A 24,975-nucleotide genomic window follows, 5' to 3' on the forward strand; every position below is an offset into this window, starting at 1 on the left:
CCCAAACCTGGCATAAAAACTTTTTTATCTGGAATTTTGAAAATGACTAAAGATCAAATCCTCGAAGCTATCGCAAGCATGACAGTGCTAGAGCTATCCGAGCTAATCACTGAAATGGAAGACAAATTCGGTGTTTCCGCTGCTGCAGCTGCTGTTGCTGTTGCTGCTCCTGCTGCTGGTGGTGCTGCTGCCGCTGCTGAAGAAAAAACCGAGTTCACTGTTCACCTAGCTGAAGTTGGCGACAAGAAAGTTAACGTAATTAAAGCTGTTCGTGAAATCACTGGTCTAGGCCTAAAAGAAGCCAAAGACTTGGTTGACGGCGCTCCTAAAGACGTTAAAGAAGGCGTTTCCAAAGACGAAGCCGAAGAAGCTAAGAAAAAGCTTGAAGAGGCTGGTGCTAAAGTCGAGCTTAAGTAATCTCGATTTGATTGCCCGGGAAGCGCTAAATTTGCCTTCCCGGGCTTTTGCGTCTCCAGAAAACCTATAGATTCAACCCGTTCAACACCATGAGTTAGGTTTTCTAGAGTCGTAAACCGGGGTCGTGGTTGACGGCCCGTGTAACCCTTGAGTCGGAGTGCTCATGCCTTATTCGTACACCGAAAAAAAGCGCATACGCAAGAGCTTCGCCAAACGTGAAGACGTACAGCAGGTTCCTTATTTATTGGCAACACAGCTGGAGTCTTTCAAGACGTTCCTTCAACGTGACGTCTTACCTTCGGAACGTAAAAACGAAGGTCTGCAAGAAGCTTTTAATTCCATTTTCCCCATTGTAAGTCATAACCAAATGGCACGGCTAGAGTTTGTTAGCTACGTGCTTGGTGAGCCTGTTTTTGACGTGAAAGAATGTCAATTACGCGGCCTGACATACGCTTCACCTTTGCGTGCTAAGGTACGCTTGGTCCTAATGGATCGCGAGGTAAGCAAACCTACCGTCAAGGAAGTCAAAGAACAAGAAGTCTACATGGGCGAAATGCCTTTAATGACTGAAAACGGTTCTTTTGTCATCAACGGTACAGAGCGTGTAATCGTATCGCAATTACACCGCTCACCAGGTGTGTTCTTTGAACATGACCGTGGTAAGACACACAGCTCGGGGAAATTGCTGTTTTCTGCGCGCGTAATTCCTTACCGTGGCTCGTGGCTCGATTTTGAGTTCGATCCAAAAGATATTCTCTTTTTCCGTATTGACCGTCGCCGCAAGATGCCTGTATCCATCTTGCTTAAAGCGATTGGTATGACACCTGAAGCCATCTTGGCACACTTCTTTGAGTTTGATCACATCGATCTTCAAGACGATGGCGGTCGCTTGCAGTTTGTGTCCAAACGCTGGCGTGGTGAAGTGGCGAGCTTTGATATTAAAGATCGTGACGGCAACATCATCGTTGAAAAAGACAAACGTATTAACGCGCGTCATATTCGTCTCTTAGACGAAGCCAAAATCGATTACATCTCTATCCCTGAAGACACCTTGGTAGGTCGCACTTTAGCTAAAGACGTGGTGAACCCTGAAACAGGGGAAGTCATTGCCAAAGCCAACGATGAGCTGACTGAAACGATGTTGGTCGAGATGCGTGCCGCTAATATTCGTGAGATTGAAACCCTTTATATCAACGATCTTGATCAAGGTGGTTATATTTCTCTCACATTGCGCACGGATGATACTGCTGACCAAATGGCAGCACGTATTGCTATCTATCGCATGATGCGTCCGGGTGAGCCCCCTACCGAAGAAGCGGTAGAAGCTTTATTCCAGCGTTTATTCTATAGCGAAGAAACCTACGACTTGTCTCGTGTGGGTCGCATGAAAGTCAACAGCCGTTTAGGCCGTGGTGAAGACACGTCTGGTCCTATGACTCTAACAGACGAAGACATTGTTGACACAATCAAGCTGCTCGTCGACTTGCGTAACGGTATTGGCCAGATTGATGATATTGATCATCTGGGTAATCGTCGTGTGCGTTGTGTGGGTGAGTTGGCTGAAAACCAGTTCCGCGCGGGTCTAGTGCGTGTTGAGCGCGCTGTTAAAGAGCGTTTGGGTCAAGCAGAAAGTGAAAACTTAATGCCGCATGACCTCATCAACTCACGTCCTATTTCTGCTGCCATCAAAGAGTTCTTTGGTTCCAGCCAGCTATCGCAGTTTATGGATCAGACCAACCCCTTGTCCGAAATCACGCACAAACGTCGTGTATCGGCATTAGGTCCAGGTGGTTTGACACGCGAGCGTGCGGGCTTTGAGGTACGTGACGTACACCCAACGCACTACGGTCGTGTGTGCCCAATTGAAACGCCAGAGGGTCCAAACATTGGTTTGATTAACTCCATGGCCTTGTTTGCCCGCTTGAACGAATACGGTTTCCTAGAAACTCCTTATCGTAAAGTGGAAAACAAACAGGTGACCGAGGAAATTGTTTACCTCTCTGCGATCGAAGAAAGCCACTACATCATTGCTCAGGCTAACGCCGAGCTTGATGAAGACCATCGTTTTGTTGATGATCTGGTCGCGTGTCGTGAAGCAGGCGAAACCCTGATGACGTCACCTGACAACGTGCAGTACATGGACGTTGCTCCTTCACAGATTGTGTCTGTTGCCGCGTCGTTGATTCCGTTCCTCGAGCACGATGATGCGAACCGAGCCTTGATGGGTGCCAACATGCAGCGCCAAGCGGTGCCATGTTTACGTCCTGAAAAGCCCTTGGTGGGTACCGGTATCGAGCGCACAGTTGCGGTCGACTCAGGCACGACAGTACAAGCACGTCGCGGCGGTATTGTGGATCACGTGGATGCTGAGCGTGTAGTGATTCGTGTTAACGATGACGAAAACGTAGCCGGCGAAGTGGGTGTAGATATCTACAACCTAACCAAGTACACACGTTCTAACCAAAACACGAATATCAACCAACGTCCTATCGTAAAACGTGGCGATTTGGTGGCTCGTGGTGATGTATTGGCGGATGGTGCTTCTACCGATTTAGGCGAACTCGCCTTAGGTCAGAACATGATGATCGCCTTTATGCCTTGGAATGGTTATAACTTTGAAGACTCGATTTTGATCTCGGAAAAAGTCGTAGCAGATGATCGCTATACGTCCGTTCATATCGAAGAGCTAACCGTTGTAGCCCGTGATACAAAGCTAGGTGCTGAGGAAATCACACGTGATATCAGCAACTTATCTGAAACCCAACTCAACCGTCTTGATGACTCTGGCATTGTGTACATTGGTGCCGAAGTCCGCGCGGATGATGTTCTGGTAGGTAAGGTTACACCTAAGGGTGAAACACAACTGACACCCGAGGAAAAACTTTTACGTGCTATTTTTGGCGAGAAAGCCTCTGATGTAAAAGACACTTCCTTACGTGTGCCGTCCGGTATGGTGGGTACAGTTATTGATGTTCAGGTCTTCACACGTGAAGGCATTGAGCGTGATAAACGTGCACAGTCCATTATCGATGACGAGCTGCGTCGTTACCGCCAAGACCTAAACGATCAGCTACGTATTGTTGAAGACGATGCATTTGATCGTATTGCCAAGTTCCTAGACGGTAAAGAAGTAAACGGTGGTCCACGTCGTTTAGCCAAAGGTTCAGAGGTTTCGGCTGAGTACTTGGAAAGTCTTGATGACCGTTGGCAGTGGTTTGATATTCGCCTAGCGGATGAAGAACACGCTTTAGTCCTAGAGCAAACCAAAGACTCCCTCGAACACAAACGTCATCAATTTGACTTAGCGTTCGAAGAAAAGCGCAAGAAACTTACCCAAGGCGACGAGTTGCCTCCAGGTGTACTGAAAATGGTTAAGGTTTACTTAGCTGTTAAACGTCGCTTGCAGCCGGGTGATAAGATGGCCGGTCGTCATGGTAACAAAGGTGTAGTGTCTCGCATCACTCCCGTTGAAGACATGCCACACATGGCTGATGGTACCCCTGTGGACATCGTATTGAACCCATTAGGTGTTCCGTCTCGAATGAACGTGGGTCAGGTACTAGAGGTTCACTTAGGTTGGGCAGCTAAAGGTATTGGTCATCGCATTAATGAAATGATCGAACAAGAGCAAGGTGCTCAAGTTGCCGAAATTCGTGCTTATCTAGACAAGGTTTACAACACCACCGGTAAAAAAGCAGCTATTGTTGATTTAACCGATGCTGAAATTCTAGAAATGGCACAAAACCTACGTGCTGGTTTGCCTTTGGCTACGCCTGTATTTGATGGCGCAACCGAAGAGGAAATCAAGGTAATGCTAGAGCTAGCGTACCCGGATCCTATCGCCGAGAAACTACAACTAAGCGATGACCGGACACAGATTACCTTGTACGATGGACGTACAGGCGAGCAATTCGAGCGCCCTGTAACAGTGGGTTATATGCACTTCTTGAAACTTCATCACTTAGTCGATGACAAGATGCATGCTCGTTCTACTGGTCCATACTCCTTAGTGACACAGCAGCCGCTAGGTGGTAAAGCACAGTTCGGTGGTCAGCGTTTTGGTGAGATGGAGGTCTGGGCTCTAGAAGCTTACGGCGCCGCTTACACGCTGCAAGAGATGCTCACAGTGAAATCTGATGACATCGCAGGCCGTACTAAAGTTTATGAGAACATCGTCAAGGGTGATCACGTGATTGATGCTGGTATGCCAGAGTCATTCAACGTATTGGTCAAAGAAATTCGATCCTTGTCCCTTGACATGGATTTGGAGCGTAAATAATGAAAGCTCTATTAAATCTCTTTAAGCAAGTCAATCAGGAAGAGCAATTCGATGCCATTCGCATCGGGATTGCTTCTCCCGAGAAGATTCGTTCTTGGTCTTACGGCGAAGTCCGTAAGCCAGAAACGATTAACTACCGTACATTCAAACCCGAGCGCGATGGTTTATTCTGCGCCAAGATCTTTGGTCCAACCAAAGACTACGAATGTCTGTGTGGTAAATACAAACGCTTAAAGCATCGCGGTGTAATCTGCGAAAAATGTGGTGTTGAGGTCACTGTCTCTAAAGTGCGTCGTGAACGTATGGCGCACATCGAGCTTGCATGTCCTGTTGCCCATATTTGGTTTTTGAAGAGTCTGCCGTCCCGTCTCGGGATGGTGCTAGATATGACACTGCGTGATATCGAGCGCGTGTTGTATTTCGAAGCATGGTGTGTCATTGATCCAGGCATGACGCCACTAAAACGTGGCCAAATCATGTCAGACGATGACTACCTGAGCAAAACAGAAGAATACGGTGACGACTTCCACGCTTTGATGGGTGCTGAAGCCGTCCGTGAACTGTTGCGCACCATTGATATCGACCGCGAGGTTGAAACACTGCGTGCCGAGCTCAAAGCCACAGGTTCTGATGCCAAGATCAAAAAAATCTCTAAGCGCCTAAAAGTGCTAGAGGGTTTCCAGAAATCAGGGATTAAGCCTGACTGGATGATCCTAGAGGTTTTACCCGTATTACCACCCGAGTTGCGCCCCTTGGTGCCGCTCGATGGCGGTCGCTTTGCTACGTCTGATCTGAACGACCTCTACCGTCGTGTGATTAACCGCAACAACCGTCTAAAGCGTTTGCTCGAGCTAAAAGCACCCGACATTATCTTGCGCAACGAAAAGCGTATGTTGCAAGAGTCCGTCGACTCCTTACTCGATAATGGTCGTCGTGGTAAAGCCATGACTGGCGCTAATAAACGTCAGCTTAAATCCTTGGCCGATATGATCAAGGGTAAAAGCGGTCGTTTCCGTCAAAACTTGCTTGGTAAGCGCGTTGACTATTCCGGTCGCTCTGTGATCGTGGTGGGTCCGCAACTTAAACTACACGAGTGTGGTTTACCCAAGCTGATGGCGTTAGAGCTTTTCAAACCCTTTATTTTCAATCGTTTGGAAATGATGGGCTTGGCTACCACCATTAAGGCGGCTAAAAAGCTAGTTGAAAACCAAGAACCCGTGGTGTGGGATATCTTGGAAGAGGTCATTCGTGAACATCCTGTCATGCTTAACCGTGCGCCTACATTGCACCGTTTAGGTATTCAGGCGTTCGAGCCAGTGCTGATTGAAGGTAAAGCCATTCAATTGCACCCACTGGTTTGTGCTGCGTTTAACGCTGACTTTGACGGTGACCAAATGGCGGTACACGTACCGTTATCACTCGAAGCCCAGCTCGAAGCACGCACCTTGATGTTAGCTTCTAATAACGTACTGTTCCCAGCGAACGGCGAGCCTTCTATTGTTCCTTCACAGGATATCGTTTTAGGTTTGTATTATGCTACTCGTGCTCGTGTAAACGGCAAGGGCGAGGGCATGTTCTTTGCGGATGTCAGCGAAGTCCAACGTGCCTACGACAGTCACGAAGTGGAATTGCAAACACGCATTACGGTGCGTGTAGATGAATACCAAAAAAATGAACAGGGCGAGTGGCAAGGCTCTAAAAAGCGTGTAGAGACCACAGTAGGTCGTGCATTGCTTTCCGAGATTCTGCCTCATGGTTTCCCGTTCGAGTTGTTAAACCAAGCGCTGAAGAAAAAAGAAATTTCACGCTTAATTAACCACTCTTTCCGTCGTTGCGGTTTACGCGCTACGGTTATTTTTGCGGATAAGCTCATGCAGTCCGGTTTCAGCCTGGCAACACGTGGCGGTATTTCGATTGGCATGAATGACATGCTAGTGCCAGCCGCTAAAGTTGAAATTCTCGACAAAGCCGCGCTTGAAGTTAAAGAAATCGACAAGCAGTACTCCTCTGGTTTGGTTACGGCCCAAGAACGCTACAACAACGTGGTAGACATTTGGGGCAAGGCCAGTGACCAGGTAGGTAAAGCCATGATGGAACAATTGGCAACCGAACCCGTCGTCGACCGTCACGGTAATGAAACACGCCAAGAGTCCTTTAACTCCATCTACATGATGGCAGATTCAGGTGCTCGAGGTTCTGCTGCGCAGATTCGTCAGTTGGCAGGTATGCGTGGTCTGATGGCTAAGCCAGATGGCTCCATTATTGAAACACCTATTACCGCGAACTTCCGCGAAGGTCTAAACGTACTTCAGTACTTTATTTCCACTCACGGTGCCCGTAAAGGTCTAGCTGATACGGCGTTGAAGACAGCTAACTCCGGTTACTTGACTCGTCGTCTGGTTGACGTAACACAAGACTTGGTGATTACGGAAAACGATTGTGGTACGACCAGTGGTTACACCATGAAAGCAGTGCTTGATGGTGGTGAGGTGATTGAGCCATTGCGTGACCGTATTCTAGGTCGTGTAGCTGCCATTGATATCGTGAATCCTGACACCCAAGAAAGTGTTGTGGTTGCTGGCACATTGCTGGATGAAGATACCGTTGACTTAATTGATCAGCTAGGTATTGACGAGGTGAAAATCCGCACTCCATTGACATGTGAAACACGTCATGGTTTATGTGCACATTGTTATGGTCGCGATCTAGGTCGTGGTTCTTTAGTTAACCGAGGTGAAGCCGTTGGTGTGATTGCTGCGCAGTCCATCGGTGAGCCAGGTACTCAGTTAACGATGCGTACGTTCCACATTGGTGGTGCGGCATCTCGTGCTGCAACAACCAGTACGGTAGAGACCAAAACAGCGGGTCAAGTGGGCTTTGCGCTTGGTTTACGTTATGTGACCAACGCCAAAGGCGAGTGCATCGCCATTTCTCGTTCTGGCGAAATTATCATTTATGATGATAACCGCCGTGAACGTGAGCGCCACAAGATCCCATACGGTGCGACCATTGCTGTGAATGATGGCGAGTCCGTCAAAGCCGGTCAACGTGTGGCAAGTTGGGATCCATTAACTCGTCCAATCGTGTCTGAGTACACAGGTACCGTTCGCTTCGAAAACATCGAAGAGGGCGTCACCGTGGCCAGCCAAGTGGATGAGGTAACTGGGTTAACCACTTTGGTGGTGATCACTCCGAAGACACGTGGTGGTAAAACCGTAACCCGTCCTCAAATTAAACTCTTAAACGAGAAAGGCGAGGAAATCAAAATTGCGGGTACCGACCATATGGTAAATATCTCGTTCCCAGTGGGTGCGTTGATTACCGTACGTGACGGTCAACAGGTATCGGTGGGTGAAATTCTGGCACGTATTCCTCAGGAATCTCAGAAAACACGTGATATTACCGGGGGTCTACCACGCGTGGCAGAGCTCTTCGAAGCACGCTCACCTAAAGATGCAGGTTTGCTCGCTGAGGTTACTGGTACTGTTTCTTTCGGCAAGGACACCAAAGGTAAACAACGTCTGGTCATTACTGACTTTGATGGGGTAAGCCATGAGTTCCTCATTCCTAAAGAAAAACAAGTTCTGGTGCATGACGGCCAAGTCGTGAATAAAGGCGAAACCATCGTTGATGGTCCACCCGATCCTCACGATATCTTACGTCTGAAAGGCATCGAGCAGTTAGCTAGCTATGTGGTTAACGAAGTTCAAGACGTTTACCGGCTCCAAGGTGTGAAGATTAACGATAAGCATATTGAAGTGATTGTGCGTCAGATGCTGCGTCGTGTGAATATCACCAATGCCGGTGATACCGACTTCATTACCGGCGAGCAGGTTGAGCGCTCCGAACTCTTAAATGAGAACGATCGCGTAGAAGGCCAGAAAGGGATTCCCGCCACATACGAAAACGTATTGTTGGGTATTACTAAAGCTTCTCTATCGACCGACTCCTTTATTTCGGCAGCTTCTTTCCAAGAAACAACACGTGTTCTTACTGAAGCGGCGATTATGGGCAAACGAGATGAGTTACGTGGTCTGAAAGAAAACGTAATTGTGGGTCGCTTAATTCCTGCTGGTACAGGAATGGCTTACCACCAAGCTCGTCATGCTAAAGAAGAGTTTGAGATTGCAGAACGTCGTGCTGCACGTGAACAGGAAAACCCGTTCATGGAGACACCGTCCACAGAGGACAGTGATACAGCAGAATAAGACTCATGTCTGCGAAAAAAGGGCCGCACCCATACGGGGCGGCCCTTTTTTTACCCTTTTTGAGCGAAAAAAACCGCTGTTTAGGCGAGAGTAAAAGCGTGCACGGCAGAGCCGTCCTTTGTTTTAGCTCGAAGGTTCTATAACGGATCAGTCTGTGATTAAAGCGGGGTCTCGGCAGGAATTTCTATCGTAAAAACGGTACCCATATCCTCTACGCTGGCCACAGTGATTTTTCCAAAATGTCGGGCAATAACAGTATGCACAAAAGCTAAGCCTAAACCGCTTCCAGCCGGGTCATCAGATCGATAAGAATGAGCGCGCTTAAATGCTTGGAAAATAGTGGGTAAGTCTTTAGCGGGAATTCCCCAGCCCTCGTCACTGACAGTAATAATAATGCTGTGCTCAACTTGAAAGAGGTCACAGCGCACAGTGGTATGGGTGGGGCTGTATTTAATTGCGTTATCGATCAAATTGGCTAAGGCCCGTTTGAATAGTTTGGGAGCAATCGGCGCCCACAGTGTGTCTTCCGGCTCATCAAAGCGTACGGTAATGTGTTTTGTTTTGGCTCGGATCCAAGCCTCGTCGCAGATCTCAGCAATGACATCGTTCAAGCAGGTGGTCTCATACGATAACTCCATGGCCTCAACACGAGCTAAGTCCATAAAATCATCCACCAAATCCAATGTGCTTTTGGAATAGGTTTCTACTTTGCTCAATAACGTGCCAACATCTAAGTCTAGCTCATTGGCGCGTTGCATTTTGATGAGAGAGAGAATGGAATTTTGAGGCGCACGCATATCATGAGAAATAAAGCGCAGCGTTTCTTCGCGGCGTTGTTGCGCCTCACGCAGTAATTCAATGGCTTTATGCAAATGCGCTAAACGTTCTGGCAGTGAGTTAGGCCCTGAGCTAGCTTGAATGGCTTGACTAAGCACAGGGTCTTGTTTGCGCATTTCATAGAGCTCTTTATTGACGTAACGAATGACGGTTTCTTGACTACGCCAATACCAGACCGGATACGCTAATAGGGTGCCAATAATGGCGGCTGAAGGTGCTACCCAGTAATTAAAGATATTAAGTAACACCCAACTGCCGATGAAAATCCATAGTAAAACAATCACCGTACCAAAAATAGCACCGCGTGGAGGTAGGGAACGTAATACATAACAAATAAATAAAACAGGTAACACACTTAATAGGGCACTTAGCAAAGCGCCTGGGGTCTGAACCCAATTATTGTTTAATGTGCTTTCAAGGATATTGGCAAGTACTTCTACACCAGACATACTGGTATGACTGTGAGAAGACAATGGGGTGGGGTAATAGTCACCTAGCCCGCTGCTCCATGCCCCAACGATTACGTATTTGTCTTCAAACACCTGAGGCGCTATCTTGCCACTTAACACATCATAAAAAGAATACGTCTCAAAGGACCCCGCTGGTCCAATAAAAGGAATAAGGCGGTTAGAGCCAATAGGGTTGTTGACTACCCGTTTTAAGATAGCGGTTTCGTCTGCGGCCTCGAGTAGAGCCAAGGTGAAATGATACGGAGAAGACGGGAGTGTATCCTTGTATAAAAGTGCATTGCGCACCACCCCATCACGGCCTGGATAGATATTGATATAGCCAATCGCTGCTGCCGCCTCTGCCAACGACTCAATTGGCAGATAAACGTGAGTTTGTGCGGTATTCACCGTGCTAGCTAAGGCCACCCGCCCATGCTGGGCAATGCTATAGCTTAAAAAAGCCTCATCCTCGGGGAACATCGGATTATGATCTTGGAAGATAATATCCAAGCCCACCGCCTTGGCTAAGGACAAGTAATCCAACACTCGGGCGTATTCGCTACGACGCCATGGCCAATGGCCCATTTTTTCTAGGCTGTAATCATCAATAATAATGAGCACAGTATGGGTGGTAGTGCGATCTGGAGCGACAGGGCTTTTAGCTACCGAGGACTGATAATCATAAAAAACTAAGTCAAGGCGTTGTAGAGCGGCCTCTGTTTTAAACAGCGATAGAATGATGGTGAAGATGACCAACAAAATAGTCGTCCACCACCAATCGCGTTTAATTTGCCCTGCCAACAGATAAGATCGTGCTCGATCCGCTTCAACGGCAGGAAAGCGCCTAAACATAGGTTAATAAGTATTCAACAGAATAGGACTACCAAAACCACTGGTTACACTTGACCCGTCCGAGCTCACTAAAGTCAGTTGCCCTGGAAAAGTGGTAGTAGCGTCAAGCCCCATTAAGCCGTCTTTATCCACAGCGCGGATAAACGCATAGTGGTCTCCGGCACCAGAAGAGAGCAGAGGGATAAACGTTTGCGTGGCCGGTACCTCGTAATGCTTGACTAGCTGTGAACCTTCGGGGTCCAAACTGATTTGGACCACATAGTATTGAGCGCCCACGATAGGATCAAGAGAAACTTGCCAACCTTGGCGTCCCTGTTCCGGTGCGGTAATAGACGGAGCTGTCAGCAAAGGAACGATTTGACTTGTACCATCGGCCTGAATGCTGACACCTTGAGTTGCTTTTAAGTTTAGGTGTTGCTGTGTACTGGTGTCGTAGTGGGCTTTGCCACTAAGTAATTCCGTCATCGCAATGCCATGCGCGGTGTGAATACGTAGATCAGTACCACGCACCCCTGTTACGCTTAATGGGGTATGAATTTCAAAGCGGCCCACACCGGTGTGTTCGGGGGCCACACGGCTTTCTACCGTGCCAGCTTGTAGTTCCAAAATGGCATCAGTTAAACGCGCACGTTCAAACGCATTAAGCTGACGGATATGCAGTTGGCTATTGTTAGGTAATGAAAGCGTGCTTTGGTCTTCGAGTTTAAGAGTGGCAAACCCATTGGCACCAGTACGAATACTATCGCCTGCTTTTAATAACTGGGCCCTAGATGTAGGGCGTTCATTTACCCAGACACTGCCTTGCGTATGAGTAAGCTCTGCACCGGTTGCCACCACAGGGATCAACGGAAAAGGTATCTGAAGTTGCTTTCCAATGGGCAGCGCTAACTCATCGTGAACATTATTAATCTTTTGTAACTGACGCCATACTTCTGAGCGCGTAGTATAACGTGTAGCGAGTTCAGAAAGCGTGTCGCCAGGTTCAACAATATAGATAAAATTGTTGCCTATGGCACCGGCTGGTTCGGCATGTGAGTAGTTTGCACCAAGCAAGCCTAGGCTAATCAGCAGAGCAAAAAAAATGCGCTTGATCATAGTTAAGATGTGACGTCGTCAAGTAAAGACTCTAAACGATAGCCCAGAGCATACGAAGCATTGAGTTTGACGCCATTTTCTGGACGTAACGCTAGCTTGCGGCGAATGTTAGAAAGATGAGTATCTAAGGTACGTGAAGTCGCTGGAATTTCTCGATTCCATACCGCTGTACTTAATACATCTCGTGAAAAAAGCCGACCTGGGTTCCTAAATAATAAGAGGGCGAGCTCGTATTCTTTAGGGGCAAGAATAACCTCTTGACCGCGTAATAGAATCTTATTGTTAAAAGGGTCTATATGATAGACGCCAAAGTCAAAAGGGGCATTGCTTTGAGTAATAGGATTGACGCGCCGTAACAGAGCTTGGACACGGGCAACTAGTTCGCCTTCGCGGATAGGTTTATTCATGTAATCGTCTGCGCCGGCTTGTAAACCTTGGACTAAGTCCACTTCGTCCGAACGATTAGTTAAGAATAAAACGGGTAAAGCATAGCCTAAGTTATCACGTACCCAATGCAATACATCTAACCCACTCACATCGGGGACTTCCCAGTCCAACAGAAGCATGTCGAACTGATGTGGTTTGGTTAAGGCGGATAGCAATGACTTTCCGCTTGAAAACACAGTGCAGCTATAACCCGCTTTCGTTAAACTTTTTTGAATGACTTCAGCTTGAACGGGATCATCTTCTAGAGAGGCTATATTCATGGCAACCTTTAAATGCTCTAAATAGAGCTGGCTATAAAAGTAAATATATAAAGGGAATGCGCATAGATTACACTTGTTGCGCCATTAGCACCTAACAGAACCGTTTTTGAACAAAGTAAAAACGTGGCTTAAACCCTGCAAAACCTTGACTAGCTTGATTATTTGCGGTAAATTAAATGGCTTACTTTCAAGGATACTTTGCTGGTTACCTGATAAGTAAATAACTCTTTTACATGCAGAGCTCTAGTATCTCATAATTAAGAGTTATTCTTTAATGCTCGAATCCGCTCTTTTACGTTTACAGACTTCGTGTGGGCGGATATCGTGTATTTATTCCTCCCCAACACAATATGTACACACATGTTGTGCGGATGTTTATATTGTACGTAAAGGATACGTCGAGGTTATGCCAACTATTAGTCAACTCGTGCGCAAGCCACGTGGTCTAGCTCGTCCGGGTAGCAAAAGCCCCGCGCTAGAAAACTGCCCTCAGCGCCGTGGTGTATGTACTCGTGTTTACACCACCACTCCTAAAAAACCAAACTCTGCGCTACGTAAAGTAGCTAAAGTGCGTCTAACTAACGGTTACGAAGTTATTTCGTACATCGGTGGTGAAGGTCACAACTTGCAAGAGCACTCTGTAGTCCTAATCCGTGGCGGTCGTGTAAAAGACTTGCCTGGTGTGCGCTACCACATCGTTCGCGGTGCCCTTGACTTACAAGGTGTTAAAGACCGTAAACAAGCCCGTTCTAAATACGGTGCAAAACGCCCTAAATAATCATTTTTTAGTTTCCGCTGATCAATACGTGTATTGGTCACAGTCTGTGCAACCTGTGCACCATTAAAAGCCCAGGTATGTAAGCGATCACTTCTATACATAAGTGGTCAAGACCGTGAAACGGTTCAACTGAATAGTCACAAGGAAAATACAATGCCTCGCCGTCGCGAAGTACCCAAAAGAGAAATTCTACCTGACCCGAAATTTGGTAGCGTAGAGCTAGCTAAATTCATGAACGTGGTCATGTTATCCGGCAAAAAAGCTGTAGCCGAACGTATTGTTTACGGTGCATTCGATCATATCCAGGAAAAAACCGGCAAAGATCCGATCGAAGTATTTAATACAGCAATCAACAACATCAAGCCTGTCGTCGAAGTGAAAGGCCGCCGTGTTGGTGGTGCAAACTACCAGGTGCCTGTAGAAGTCCGCCCAGTACGTCGTTTGGCGTTAGCTATGCGCTGGTTGCGCGAAGCCGCTAAAAAGCGTAGCGAAAAATCCATGGATTTACGCTTAGCTGGCGAACTACTCGATGCTTTAGAAGGTCGTGGTGGTGCAATGAGAAAGCGTGAAGACACGCATCGAATGGCCGAAGCGAACAAAGCGTTTAGCCATTTCCGTTGGTAATCTAAGGACATAGATCATGGCCCGCAAAACCCCTATCGAGCGCTATCGTAATATTGGTATTTCAGCTCACATTGATGCTGGTAAAACCACTACGACTGAACGCATTTTGTTCTACACCGGTGTAAGCCATAAGCTAGGTGAAACCCACGAGGGTTCCGCCACTATGGACTGGATGGAACAAGAGCAAGAGCGCGGTATTACAATTACTTCGGCCGCTACTACTGCTTTCTGGAGCGGTATGGCTGGCAACTACCCAGAACACCGCGTCAATATTATTGACACTCCCGGGCACGTTGACTTTACCATCGAGGTAGAGCGCTCTATGCGTGTTCTCGACGGCGCGGTCATGGTGTACTGTTCTGTAGGTGGTGTTCAGCCTCAGTCTGAAACCGTATGGCGTCAAGCTAACAAATACAACGTACCCCGTTTGTTGTTCATCAACAAAATGGACCGTACGGGCGCTAACTTCTACAAAGTCGTAGAACAAGCCAAACTCCGCCTAAAAGCAAATCCTGTACCTGTAGTTCTACCTATCGGTGCCGAGGACCAGTTTAAAGGCGTGGTCGACTTGATCAAAATGAAAGCCATCATCTGGGAAGATGAAAACTATGGTATTAAATTTGAATACCAAGACATCCCAGCTGAGCTACAAGATGAAGCCGAAGAGTGGCGTGAAAAGCTAGTAGAAGCCGCAGCTGAAGCTAACGAAGAGCTCATGAACAAATACCTAGAGGAAGGCGAACTAACCGAAGCCGAAATCAACCAAGGTATTCGTTTACGTACCCTAGCTGGTGAAATTCAGCCAGTATTGTGTGGTACAGCCTTCAAAAACAAAGGTGTTCAGCGTATGCTTGACGCCGTTATCGACTACATGCCTTCTCCTGTAGATATTCCTGCAGTTCAAGGTCAAGACGACGACGGTAATGACATCTCACGCGAAGCCAGTGATGGTGCCCCAATGTCCGCATTAGCTTTCAAGCTAATGACTGACAACTTCGTGGGTCAGCTTACTTTCGTACGCGTGTACTCAGGCGTATTACGCTCTGGTGATACTGTTTATAACCCCATCAAAGGCAAACGCGAGCGTATTGGCCGTATTTTGCAGATGCACGCTAATAACCGCGCCGAGCTCAAAGAGCTAGTTGCAGGGGATATTGCTGCGGTAGTGGGTCTAAAAGACGTCACCACAGGTGAAACCCTATGTGATATGAGCAACCACATTGTTCTAGAGCGCATGGAGTTCCCAGAGCCTGTTATTTCTCAGGCTGTAGAACCAAAAACAAAATCCGACCAAGAAAAAATGGGTGTGGCCCTATCCCGTTTGGCACAAGAAGATCCGTCTTTCCGTGTGTCATCCGACGAAGAGTCTGGTCAAACCATTATTTCCGGTATGGGTGAGCTTCACCTCGAGGTTCTTGTTGACCGTATGCGTCGTGAGTTTGGTGTAGAAGCCAACATTGGTCAGCCACAAGTGGCTTACCGCGAGACCATTCGTTCTACATGTAACGAGGTTGAGGGTAAATTTGTACGTCAATCCGGTGGTCGCGGTCAGTACGGTCACGTTGTGCTCAAACTCGAGCCAATGGAACCCGGCAGTGGTTACCAGTTCGTTGATGAAATTAAAGGTGGTGTGGTTCCTCGTGAATACATCCCCGCCGTCGACAAAGGGATCCAAGAAACACTACACGCTGGTGTTTTAGCAGGTTACCCAGTTGTAGACGTTAAGGTTACGTTGTTCTTCGGTTCTTACCACGATGTGGACTCGAACGAGAACGCGTTCCGCATGGCTGCCTCAATGGGTTTCAAAGAGGGTATGCGTCGTGCAAACCCTGTCCTACTTGAGCCAACCATGGCCGTGGAAGTCGAAACACCTGAAGAATACGCCGGTACAGTGATGGGTGACCTATCATCTCGCCGTGGTATGGTTCAAGGTATGGAAGACATTCCAGGTGGTGGAAAAGTCATTAAAGCCGAGGTACCTTTGGCTGAGATGTTCGGTTACTCCACAAGCCTACGTTCACAAACACAAGGTCGCGCTACTTACAGCATGGAGTTCAAGCAATACGCTGAGACACCTAAGCACGTAGCAGACGAAGTCATTAGTGCTCGTAGCAAGTAAATCACAAACTATCTGCCCGTCAGATGATGGGCAGCTTTAAATTTTTTGTTTTCTGAAAACATTGATGGGATAAATCATGGCAAAAGGTAAGTTTGAACGGACTAAACCGCACGTCAACGTTGGTACCATTGGTCACGTTGACCACGGTAAAACTACATTAACTGCAGCTATTTGTACAGTTCTAGCCAAAGAATACGGCGGCGAAGCACGCGACTACGCACAAATTGACGCAGCTCCTGAAGAAAAAGCACGCGGTATCACTATTTCTACTTCACACGTAGAATACGAAACCCCTAACCGTCACTACGCACACGTAGACTGTCCTGGTCACGCTGACTATGTTAAAAACATGATCACCGGCGCAGCACAGATGGACGGCGCGATTTTGGTATGTTCCGCTGCTGATGGCCCCATGCCTCAGACACGCGAGCACATCTTGTTAAGCCGTCAGGTTGGCGTGCCTTACATTGTTGTGTTCTTGAACAAAGCCGATATGGTTGACGATGAAGAGTTGCTCGAGTTGGTAGAAATGGAAGTGCGCGAGCTACTTTCCAGCTACGATTTCCCTGGCGACGACACCCCAATCATCAAAGGTTCTGCCAAGCTAGCGCTTGAAGGCGACATGGGTCCTTTGGGTCACCCCGCTGTATTGGAATTGGCTGCTGCACTAGACAGCTACATCCCAACACCCGAGCGTGCGGTTGACGGTACCTTCTTGATGCCTGTTGAAGACGTGTTCTCCATCTCCGGTCGCGGTACTGTAGTAACTGGTCGTATCGAGCGTGGTGTGGTGAAAGTCGGCGAGGAAATCGAAATCGTTGGTATTCGTGACACCGTTAAGTCCACATGTACTGGTGTAGAGATGTTCCGCAAGTTGCTTGACCAAGGTGAAGCTGGCGATAACGTGGGTGTACTACTACGTGGTACCAAACGTGAAGACGTTGAGCGTGGCCAGGTTCTAGCGGCTCCCGGTTCGATCAAGCCTCACACCGACTTTGCGGCCGAGGTGTACATTCTGTCCAAAGAAGAGGGTGGTCGTCACACCCCATTCTTTAAAGGCTACCGTCCTCAGTTCTACTTCCGTACGACTGACGTCACCGGTACCATTGAGCTACCTGAAGACAAAGAAATGGTTCTACCTGGCGACAACGTTGCCATGAACGTTTCCTTGATCGCTCCTATCGCTATGGAAGAAGGTCTACGTTTCGCGATTCGCGAAGGTGGCCGTACCGTTGGCGCTGGCGTGGTAGCTAAAATCATCAAATAAACTAATTTTTAGTTTATGATGGCGGGGGGCTTTTCTCCCCCCGTTTATTTCGTTCTTTAGGAATCCACATGAAAAACCAGAAAATCCGCATTCGCTTAAAAGCGTTTGATTACAAACTCATCGATCAGTCCGCAGCCGAGATCGTGGATACGGCTAAGCGCACCGGTGCTGTAGTTCGTGGTCCTGTACCTCTACCTACACGTATTCGTCGCTACGACATTTTGAGCTCTCCTCACGTCAACAAAACAGCACGTGATCAGTTCGAAATTCGCACTCATCAGCGTCTAATGGACATCGTTGATCCAACTGATAAAACAGTTGATGCTTTGATGCGCTTAGATCTACCTGCTGGTGTAGATGTAGAAATCGCACTACAGTAAAAACATTTAACCGCGTAGTGATTACGAGGTTATTAAAAAACCGAATACTCAACAGTATTCGGTTTTTTTGCTTTCCTATGATTGAAGTAAGGTAGCAATTTCGGTTGCAGCCTGAGCCATAACAGGTCGATAGGAAAGAAGCTTACTTAAACTGGTCCGTGCGGTCACAGCATGGCAGGCAACGGTAGCTAATACTTTAGAAGAGTCTTTAGGATCATAAATAGGCACAGCAATAGCCGCCATGCCCGTCACAAACTCTTCATTATCTATTCCAAAACCCTGACGTTTACTGGTTTCGAGTTCGGTTTTTAAGACTGACACATCAGTGATCGAGTTTTTAGTAAACGCTTTTAATTCTAAACGATGCAAATACGCTTTTTGCTCTATCAAAGCAAGGTGCGCTAAAAAAAGCTTACCACTTGCCGTGCAGTGTAAGGGCACAGGCGTATTCGGTTGGACATACAGCTGGAGGCTCCAGGGCGCATCGCTTTCAACGCGCACTAAGTACCGAACAGAGTCCTCTGCCAAAATCGTTAAATTGCACGACTCATTGATCTTAGCAACAAGCTTTTTCAAAATAGCGCGTGCCGAACGACTAAAGCGTGTGGAATGCAGGGCGTTAGCACTGAGTCGTAAACTACGTGTTCCAATGGTATAGCCGAGCTGCTCAGGCAAGCGGATAATAAATTCAGCCTGACTCAGACTGTGTAAATGACGAATTAAACTACTTTTAGGAATACCGGTTGTGTGTATGAGTTCATTCAAGCTGAGCGGCTCGGAAGAGTTAGCTAAGGCCTCTACGATTAATAACGCACGTATGGGCCCATTATGGTGAAGCATGAGTCGTGTCTCCAATAGTTTTTATAATTGTCTCTAGCTTAACTTGAAAATGACACTGTTTTGAAACAGTTGGTTCCATTGATGGTTTTTTGCGCATAAACCCTATAGGTGTCAACCATCTAACTCCTTACATTAAAAATAATAATAAAGGAGACCGTTATGCAAGAGCAATACGATTACATTGTGGTGGGAGGCGGTTCGGCCGGGTGTGTGTTGGCCAATCGTTTAAGTGAAGATGGGCGCTTTTCAGTGTGCTTGATTGAGGCAGGCCCCGCCGATAAAAACATGTGGATTCATATCCCTATCGGTTATGGCAAAACCATGTTTAATAAAGATTTGAATTGGGGCTTTGAAACGGAAGCTGACCCGCATATGAATCAGCGTCAGTTTTACTGGCCTAGAGGTAAAACATTAGGCGGTTGTAGTTCCATCAACGGATTAATCTTTATCCGTGGTCAAAAGCAAGATTACGATCAGTGGGCAAGCTTGGGCAATCAAGGCTGGAGCTGGGAAGACTGCCTACCTTATTTTCGCAAATTAGAAAACAATGACTTACCAACCAGTGAAACGCGAGGCAAAGACGGCCCCTTAAGTGCGACTTCAATTCCTGCTAATCATGAATTAGTCGATGCGTTTATCGAGTCAGCTCAAATGGAGGGGATTCCTCGCGTTAACGATTTTAATTCAGGCGATCAGTTTGGCGTAGGGTATTACCAGCTCACAACTAAAAATGGCTTGCGCCAATCCACAGCGGTAGCGTATTTGCGCCCAGCACAGCAAAGACAAAACTTAACGATTAAAACGGAACACTTAGTGCACCGCGTATTGCTTGAAAATAATCGTGCAGTAGGTATTGAGCTAAGCCATAAAGGCAATGCAAAGCACACGATACGAGCCAAAAAAGAAGTGATTCTAAGCGCAGGGGCCATACAGAGTCCTCAGTTATTGTTGTTGTCTGGGATTGGGCCAGCCGAAGAGCTAATGAAAATGGGAATCCCTGTACAAAAAAACCTTAAAGGGGTGGCTGAAAACTTACAAGATCATTTGCAGTTGCGTCTGATTTATGAGGTAGCTAAACCCATCACCAATAACGATCAATTAAGAAACTTATGGGGCAAAAGCAAAATCGGCCTGCAATGGTTGTTGACACGATCTGGGCCATTAGCCATTGGCATTAACCAAGGGGGAGCTTTTTGTTATGCCTTGCCTGGTGAAGCAAAAACACCGGATGTGCAGTTTCATTTTGGCACACTTTCTGCCGATCAAGCCGGTGGCCAAGTTCATCCCTTTTCAGGTTGCACCATTTCGGTGTGCCAGCTTCGACCAGAGTCTCGAGGTTATATGCGTTTAAAGAGCACTGATCCGGCGCAGTCTATGGCCATTCACCCTAACTACCTCAGTACTGATCTCGACCGTAGAACAGCCATTGCCTCGGTGCGACTAGCGCGACGCATCGCCAGTACAGGGCCCTTAGGTGAGCTTTTAATTCGTGAGCACCGTCCAGGTTTAGACCAACAAAGTGACGAGGAGGTGTTGGAGTTTTGTCGTAATTATGGCGCTACGATTTTTCACCCCTCTGGCACGGCAAAGATGGGGTCAGCGCACGATGAAATGGCGGTGGTTGATGACAGGTTGCGAGTTCATGGCCTAGAGGGGTTACGCGTGGTGGATGCTTCCATTATGCCTACACTCGTCTCAGGTAATACCAACGTGCCTGTGGTGATGATTGCAGAAAAAGCCGCAACAATGATTTTAGAGGATCAAAAAAAACATCTTTCTCCTTCACCGGAATACAGCGCAGTAGCCTAATACAACACCTAGGAGACAAACCATGCAAGCAGAAAAGAAACAAGAGGTGCATCGCGTCATTCGCGCATCCGTCATTGGTGCCACCATCGAATGGTATGACTTTTTTCTATATGGAGTGATTGCAGGACTCGTTTTTAATAAGCTGTATTTTCCTTCGGATGATGCATTTGTTGGCACCATGTTGGCTTATGCCACTTTTGCGATTGGGTTTGTAGCAAGACCTCTAGGAGGTATTATCTTTGGCCATATTGGCGACCGTGTCAGTCGTAAGGGGGCCTTAATTGCTACGTTAATTTTGATGGGCACAGCCACGTTTGCGATTGGACTCATCCCTTCTTATGAAAGCATTGGGATTTGGGCGCCTATTTTATTACTTATATGTCGCATATTGCAGGGTATTGGGCTAGGGGGTGAGTGGGGCGGGGCTGTATTAATGGCCTATGAATACGCACCAAAAAATAAACGTGGCTTGTATGCTTCTTGGCCTCAGGTGGGTTTGGCCCTAGGTTTATGTTTGGCCTCTGGGGTAGTGGCGTTGTTGACTGCCCTGCTAAGTCCAGAAGATTTTTATGCTTGGGGTTGGCGCGTTGCCTTTTTACTTTCCGCTTTATTAGTTTTGCTAGGGCTTTATATCCGTGTCGCAGTAAAAGAAAGTCCAGAATTTGAAAAAATGAAGGCCAATAACGCAGAAAATAAACAGCCATTTTTAAGTATGCTGAAAAACTACCCGGGCAATATTTTACGCGGCATGGGGGCTCGTTATATTGATGGTGTGTTTTTCAATATTTTTGGTGTGTTTAGTATTAGCTATTTAAGTAATGATTTAGGCATGGATCGCACCACAGCATTAACAGGCGTATTAATTGCGTCCTTGGTGATGTGTTTTAGTATTCCATTGTTTGGCGCATTGTCCGATAAAGTCGGTCGTACTAAAACGTATTTTTGGGGTTCCCTAATTACCGGTGTCTCTGCTTTTCCTGCCCTGTATCTAATGACAGCAAATGTGGATAACATATTGATAGTTTGGTTATCCATTATTGTGCCTTTTGGCATCTTGTATGCGTCTGTGTATGGGCCAGAGGCAGCACTGTTTTGTGAACTGTTTGATACCGATGTGCGTTACACCGGTATTTCATTCGTGTATCAATTTTCGGGTATTTTTGCCTCTGGTATCACGCCGATGATTGCTACTGCACTATTGCACGCCAATGATAATCAACCTTGGTACGTTGCGGGCTATGTCAGCATCGTCGGTGTTATTTCCGCACTAAGCGCTTGGTCTATTAAACGTTCTAAAGATAAACAATCTATAGCACAAAGCGCCTATACTCAAAATCAACTGAAAGAAGCCTAAGTCATTGCTCAATCATAAAAAAACGAGGCTAATTGCCTCGTTTTTTGTCTAGGTTTAAAAAATTAGCCTTGATATAATTCGTGTGCGAATGAAATAAAATGCTTTGGCTTTTGCTAAAGAGAGCGCAATGCTTAATGATGTCGTTGATGCGCATACAAGGAGTTAGCATGGTCAGTCCAACACGAAATTATTTATTTTGTCATTTCAGGTGGGTGACACTAACTGTCTTGATAGGACTAGCGCTTTTTATAGGAAGATCGGCTCAGGCGGATACCACTTCCTCCGCGGTTTCTTTACCAACTTATGATTGCGGTACTGAACCGATTCGATTCGGTGATTTAGCGTGGGAAAGTGCCGCATTTTCCACATATTTGCTAACGACGATTCTAGAAAAAGGCTATGGGTGCCAGGTAGAGGTCGTACCAGGTAGTTCTGCAGCGCTAGAGGTGGCATTAACGCAAAACGACATTCAAGTGTTGGCTGAGCTCTGGGACGGTCGAACGGAAATCATCGAAAAAGGGATTAAGGCGGGACAAGTAAAAGTGGTGGGCGACACTCTGGAAGGGGGCGCTGAACAAGGGTGGTATGTACCTACGTACTTGATCCAAGGGGATGCGTCACAAGGCATAGAGCCAGTAGCGCCCGAGTTAAAAACGGTAGATCAACTAGTTGAATACGCCCCGCTTTTTAAAAGCCCTACTCAGTCAGATCAAGGGCGTTTTTACAACTGCCCCACAGGCTGGGTGTGTGAGACGACCAATACAGGCTTACTCAACGTACTTGGCCTCGACCACACCTATGAAAATTTTCGAGCAGGAACTGGCGCGGCTTTAGATGCGGCTATTAGTTCGGCCTACGAGCGTCGTGAGCCCATTTTATTTTATTACTGGCAGCCCGCAGGGTTAATGGCGAAATACGACTTCACCCGCCTAGAACAGTATCCCTTTGATCGCACATGTTGGGAAGCCATCGTAGCGCAGTCTGATCAGGCATGTAAGACTGACTTTTTAGTTTCTCATTTACGCATAGCGGTCTCCGAGCCATTTGTTCAAACGCACCCCTTATTAATCGATTTTTTTGAAAACTATTCATTGCCTGCTGCGACGGTGAACCAAGCCATATTAGATATGGCAGAACAAAAGTTAACCGGGCCTCAAGTGGCAGAGCGTTTTATGCAAGCGCACCCAGAGGTGTGGGCAGAATGGGTGCCCGATCCGGTTGCACAACGATTGCTCGCTCTCTATCACGATCCAATTGACACGGATCTCGCCATTGATGCCTCGTTTTTTCCTGATTGGTCCATGGCTAAATCAATTAATCATTACCTGACGGTGCTTGTGCGCAATACGGGTGATGCGTTTAGGTCGGTAAGTCATGTGTTATTGCAATCGGTGCTGCATCCCCTCGAGCGCTTATTTGTCAGTACGCCCCCCTGGTTAATGCTGGCCTTCATTGCCCTATTAAGCTGGCATGCCACACGTAAAGTGCAGATGGCACTGTTATTTAGTATGGGGTTTTTTCTGATAGGGGCGATGGGGTTATGGGGCAAACTACAGCAAACATTGGCGTTAGTGGTCGTGTCCACCGCCTTATCTATTGTCATAGGCATTCCCGTAGGCATTTTTGTGGCACGGGTACGAATCATACGACGCCTTGTGATGCCGTTACTCGACATGATGCAAACCATGCCCAGTTTCGTTTATTTGATACCCGTTCTTATGTTGTTTGGCTTAGGCAAAGTACCAGCGTTATTTGCAACCGTCATTTATGCGGTGCCTCCTCTCATCCGCCTAACTAGTTTAGGCATCCGACAAGTTGATCACGAACTGGTAGAGGCGGTGCAGTCATTTGGTGTCACACGCTGGCAGATGTTGACGCAGCTCAGTCTGCCTTTGGCTCGTCCCAGCATTATGGCTGGTATTAATCAAACAACCATGATGGCATTGTCTATGGTTGTGGTGGCTTCAATGATTGGTGCCCAAGGCTTAGGTGAAGATGTCTTAGCAGGAATTCAAACATTAGATATAGGACGGGGCTTACAAGCAGGTATAGCCATTGTGATTTTAGCCATCGTCATTGACCGCATTACCCAAGCGTATGGCAAACCGCACCGTGAACGTCGGCCTCAGACCAAGTAGGTAATCGCATGCAAAACAAAATTGAACTCCACCAGCTCATTAAAGTTTTTGGGCCCCAACCAGAAAAAGCCGTGCGTTTACTCGAACAAGGGCACAGCAAAACCGAGGTACAAGAGGCCACGGGGCTGAACATTGGCTTAGCAGGCGTAAGCGCTACGTTTAAGAAAGGTGAAATTTCTTGTGTTATGGGCCTGTCTGGTTCGGGCAAATCCACACTCGTGCGCCATATCAATCGTCTTATTGATCCCACCAAAGGCGAGGTGCGTGTCGATGGCGAAGACATCCTACAGTACTCACTAGAGCAATTACGCGAACTTCGACGTCAGAAAATGAGTATGGTTTTCCAAGGCTTTGCCTTATTGCCTCATTTAAATGTATTGCGCAATGTCGCACTGGGGTTAAAAGTCCGTCATGAGTCCAAACAAACCCAAGAGCAATTAGCTAAGCAGTGGGTAGATAAAGTGGGATTAGCCGGCTATGAATATCACTATCCCGATGAGTTATCCGGCGGTATGCGCCAACGTGTGGGTCTAGCTAGGGCATTAGCTACTGATAGCGAAATCGTGTTAATGGATGAGGCATTTTCTGCATTAGACCCACTAATCAAGCAGGAAATGCAAGATCAGTTAATAGACCTGCAGCAAAAGCTAAATAAAACCATTGTGTTTGTAACACATGACATTGATGAGGCCCTAAAGCTTGGACAGCATATTGTTATCTTGCGAGATGGTCGTGTTGAGCAGGCTGGCTCACCGCTAGATATTCAGCATTCGCCTGTAAACGACTATGTGGCGCATTTTTTGCCAAAACGTTAAGGTGGAA

The 24,975-nt window shown here is 47.1% G+C and carries 16 protein-coding genes; 12 read left to right on the forward strand and 4 right to left on the reverse strand.

What is annotated here, in order from left to right; translation table 11 throughout:
• Nucleotides 1–42 precede the first annotated feature (42 nt).
• The 3 genes from rplL (at nucleotide 43) to rpoC (ending at nucleotide 8,904) form a co-directional block, all read left to right on the forward strand.
• Nucleotides 43–417: a 50S ribosomal protein L7/L12 gene (gene rplL / locus GGR41_RS08005; RefSeq protein ID WP_371019236.1), complete on the forward strand. Its 375-nt coding sequence runs from the start codon at nucleotides 43–45 to the stop codon at nucleotides 415–417.
• A gap of 163 nt (nucleotides 418–580) precedes the next feature.
• Nucleotides 581–4,696 carry a DNA-directed RNA polymerase subunit beta gene (gene rpoB, locus GGR41_RS08010; protein ID WP_167661408.1) on the forward strand — a complete coding sequence of 1,372 codons (4,116 nt, stop codon included), beginning with the start codon at nucleotides 581–583 and terminating at the stop codon, nucleotides 4,694–4,696.
• Nucleotides 4,696–8,904 carry a DNA-directed RNA polymerase subunit beta' gene (gene rpoC, locus GGR41_RS08015; RefSeq protein ID WP_077734108.1) on the forward strand — a complete coding sequence of 1,403 codons (4,209 nt, stop codon included), beginning with the start codon at nucleotides 4,696–4,698 and terminating at the stop codon, nucleotides 8,902–8,904. The genes rpoB and rpoC overlap by 1 nt, the downstream gene beginning before the upstream one ends.
• A gap of 158 nt (nucleotides 8,905–9,062) precedes the next feature.
• On the opposite strand, the gene GGR41_RS08020 is transcribed toward rpoC, so the two are convergent.
• Genes GGR41_RS08020 through GGR41_RS08030 form a run of 3 tightly spaced genes read right to left on the reverse strand, consistent with a single transcriptional unit; the run spans nucleotide 9,063 to nucleotide 12,844 of the window.
• Nucleotides 9,063–11,042, reverse strand: coding sequence for a CHASE2 domain-containing protein (locus GGR41_RS08020; protein WP_167661409.1), 1,980 nt, complete (start codon nucleotides 11,040–11,042; stop codon nucleotides 9,063–9,065).
• A gap of 3 nt (nucleotides 11,043–11,045) precedes the next feature.
• Nucleotides 11,046–12,137: a FecR domain-containing protein gene (locus GGR41_RS08025; protein ID WP_167661410.1), complete on the reverse strand. Its 1,092-nt coding sequence runs from the start codon at nucleotides 12,135–12,137 to the stop codon at nucleotides 11,046–11,048.
• 2 nt (nucleotides 12,138–12,139) lie between these two features.
• On the reverse strand, nucleotides 12,140–12,844 hold the full coding sequence (locus GGR41_RS08030) for a response regulator transcription factor (RefSeq protein WP_167661411.1): 705 nt from the start codon (nucleotides 12,842–12,844) through the stop codon (nucleotides 12,140–12,142).
• 406 nt (nucleotides 12,845–13,250) lie between these two features.
• Here GGR41_RS08030 and rpsL point away from each other — a divergent pair, with 406 nt between their 5' ends.
• The 5 genes from rpsL to rpsJ all read left to right on the forward strand — a co-directional run bounded on the left by rpsL (nucleotide 13,251) and on the right by rpsJ (nucleotide 18,012).
• Nucleotides 13,251–13,622, forward strand: coding sequence for a 30S ribosomal protein S12 (rpsL, locus tag GGR41_RS08035; protein ID WP_077734104.1), 372 nt, complete (start codon nucleotides 13,251–13,253; stop codon nucleotides 13,620–13,622).
• Nucleotides 13,623–13,775: 153 nt separating this feature from the next.
• On the forward strand, nucleotides 13,776–14,246 hold the full coding sequence (gene rpsG / locus GGR41_RS08040) for a 30S ribosomal protein S7 (RefSeq protein ID WP_077734103.1): 471 nt from the start codon (nucleotides 13,776–13,778) through the stop codon (nucleotides 14,244–14,246).
• A gap of 16 nt (nucleotides 14,247–14,262) precedes the next feature.
• Nucleotides 14,263–16,365, forward strand: coding sequence for an elongation factor G (gene fusA / locus GGR41_RS08045; protein WP_167661412.1), 2,103 nt, complete (start codon nucleotides 14,263–14,265; stop codon nucleotides 16,363–16,365).
• A gap of 76 nt (nucleotides 16,366–16,441) precedes the next feature.
• Nucleotides 16,442–17,632, forward strand: a complete 1,191-nt coding sequence (tuf, locus tag GGR41_RS08050) for an elongation factor Tu (protein WP_077734101.1) — start codon at nucleotides 16,442–16,444, stop codon at nucleotides 17,630–17,632.
• Nucleotides 17,633–17,700: 68 nt separating this feature from the next.
• On the forward strand, nucleotides 17,701–18,012 hold the full coding sequence (gene rpsJ, locus GGR41_RS08055) for a 30S ribosomal protein S10 (protein ID WP_077734100.1): 312 nt from the start codon (nucleotides 17,701–17,703) through the stop codon (nucleotides 18,010–18,012).
• A 75-nt stretch (nucleotides 18,013–18,087) separates the two neighbouring features.
• On the opposite strand, the gene GGR41_RS08060 is transcribed toward rpsJ, so the two are convergent.
• Nucleotides 18,088–18,852 (reverse strand): IclR family transcriptional regulator, encoded by a 765-nt coding sequence (locus GGR41_RS08060; protein ID WP_077734099.1) that lies wholly within the window; start codon nucleotides 18,850–18,852, stop codon nucleotides 18,088–18,090.
• A 159-nt stretch (nucleotides 18,853–19,011) separates the two neighbouring features.
• On the opposite strand from GGR41_RS08060, the gene GGR41_RS08065 reads away from it, so the two are divergent.
• From GGR41_RS08065 to GGR41_RS08080, 4 genes are all read left to right on the forward strand, one after another.
• Nucleotides 19,012–20,661, forward strand: coding sequence for a GMC family oxidoreductase (locus GGR41_RS08065; RefSeq protein WP_167661413.1), 1,650 nt, complete (start codon nucleotides 19,012–19,014; stop codon nucleotides 20,659–20,661).
• 22 nt (nucleotides 20,662–20,683) lie between these two features.
• A complete protein-coding gene (locus GGR41_RS08070; protein WP_167661414.1) occupies nucleotides 20,684–22,015 on the forward strand; it encodes an MFS transporter in 1,332 nt (443 codons plus the stop codon).
• A gap of 167 nt (nucleotides 22,016–22,182) precedes the next feature.
• On the forward strand, nucleotides 22,183–24,153 hold the full coding sequence (locus tag GGR41_RS13350; protein ID WP_167661415.1) for a glycine betaine ABC transporter substrate-binding protein: 1,971 nt from the start codon (nucleotides 22,183–22,185) through the stop codon (nucleotides 24,151–24,153).
• A gap of 8 nt (nucleotides 24,154–24,161) precedes the next feature.
• The gene (locus GGR41_RS08080) at nucleotides 24,162–24,968 is read left to right on the forward strand and encodes a quaternary amine ABC transporter ATP-binding protein (protein ID WP_077734098.1); all 807 of its coding nucleotides are present in this window, start codon (nucleotides 24,162–24,164) and stop codon (nucleotides 24,966–24,968) included.
• Nucleotides 24,969–24,975 lie beyond the last annotated feature (7 nt).

The organism is Paenalcaligenes hominis, assembly GCF_011927625.1.
Taxonomy (GTDB): domain Bacteria; phylum Pseudomonadota; class Gammaproteobacteria; order Burkholderiales; family Burkholderiaceae_B; genus Paenalcaligenes; species Paenalcaligenes hominis.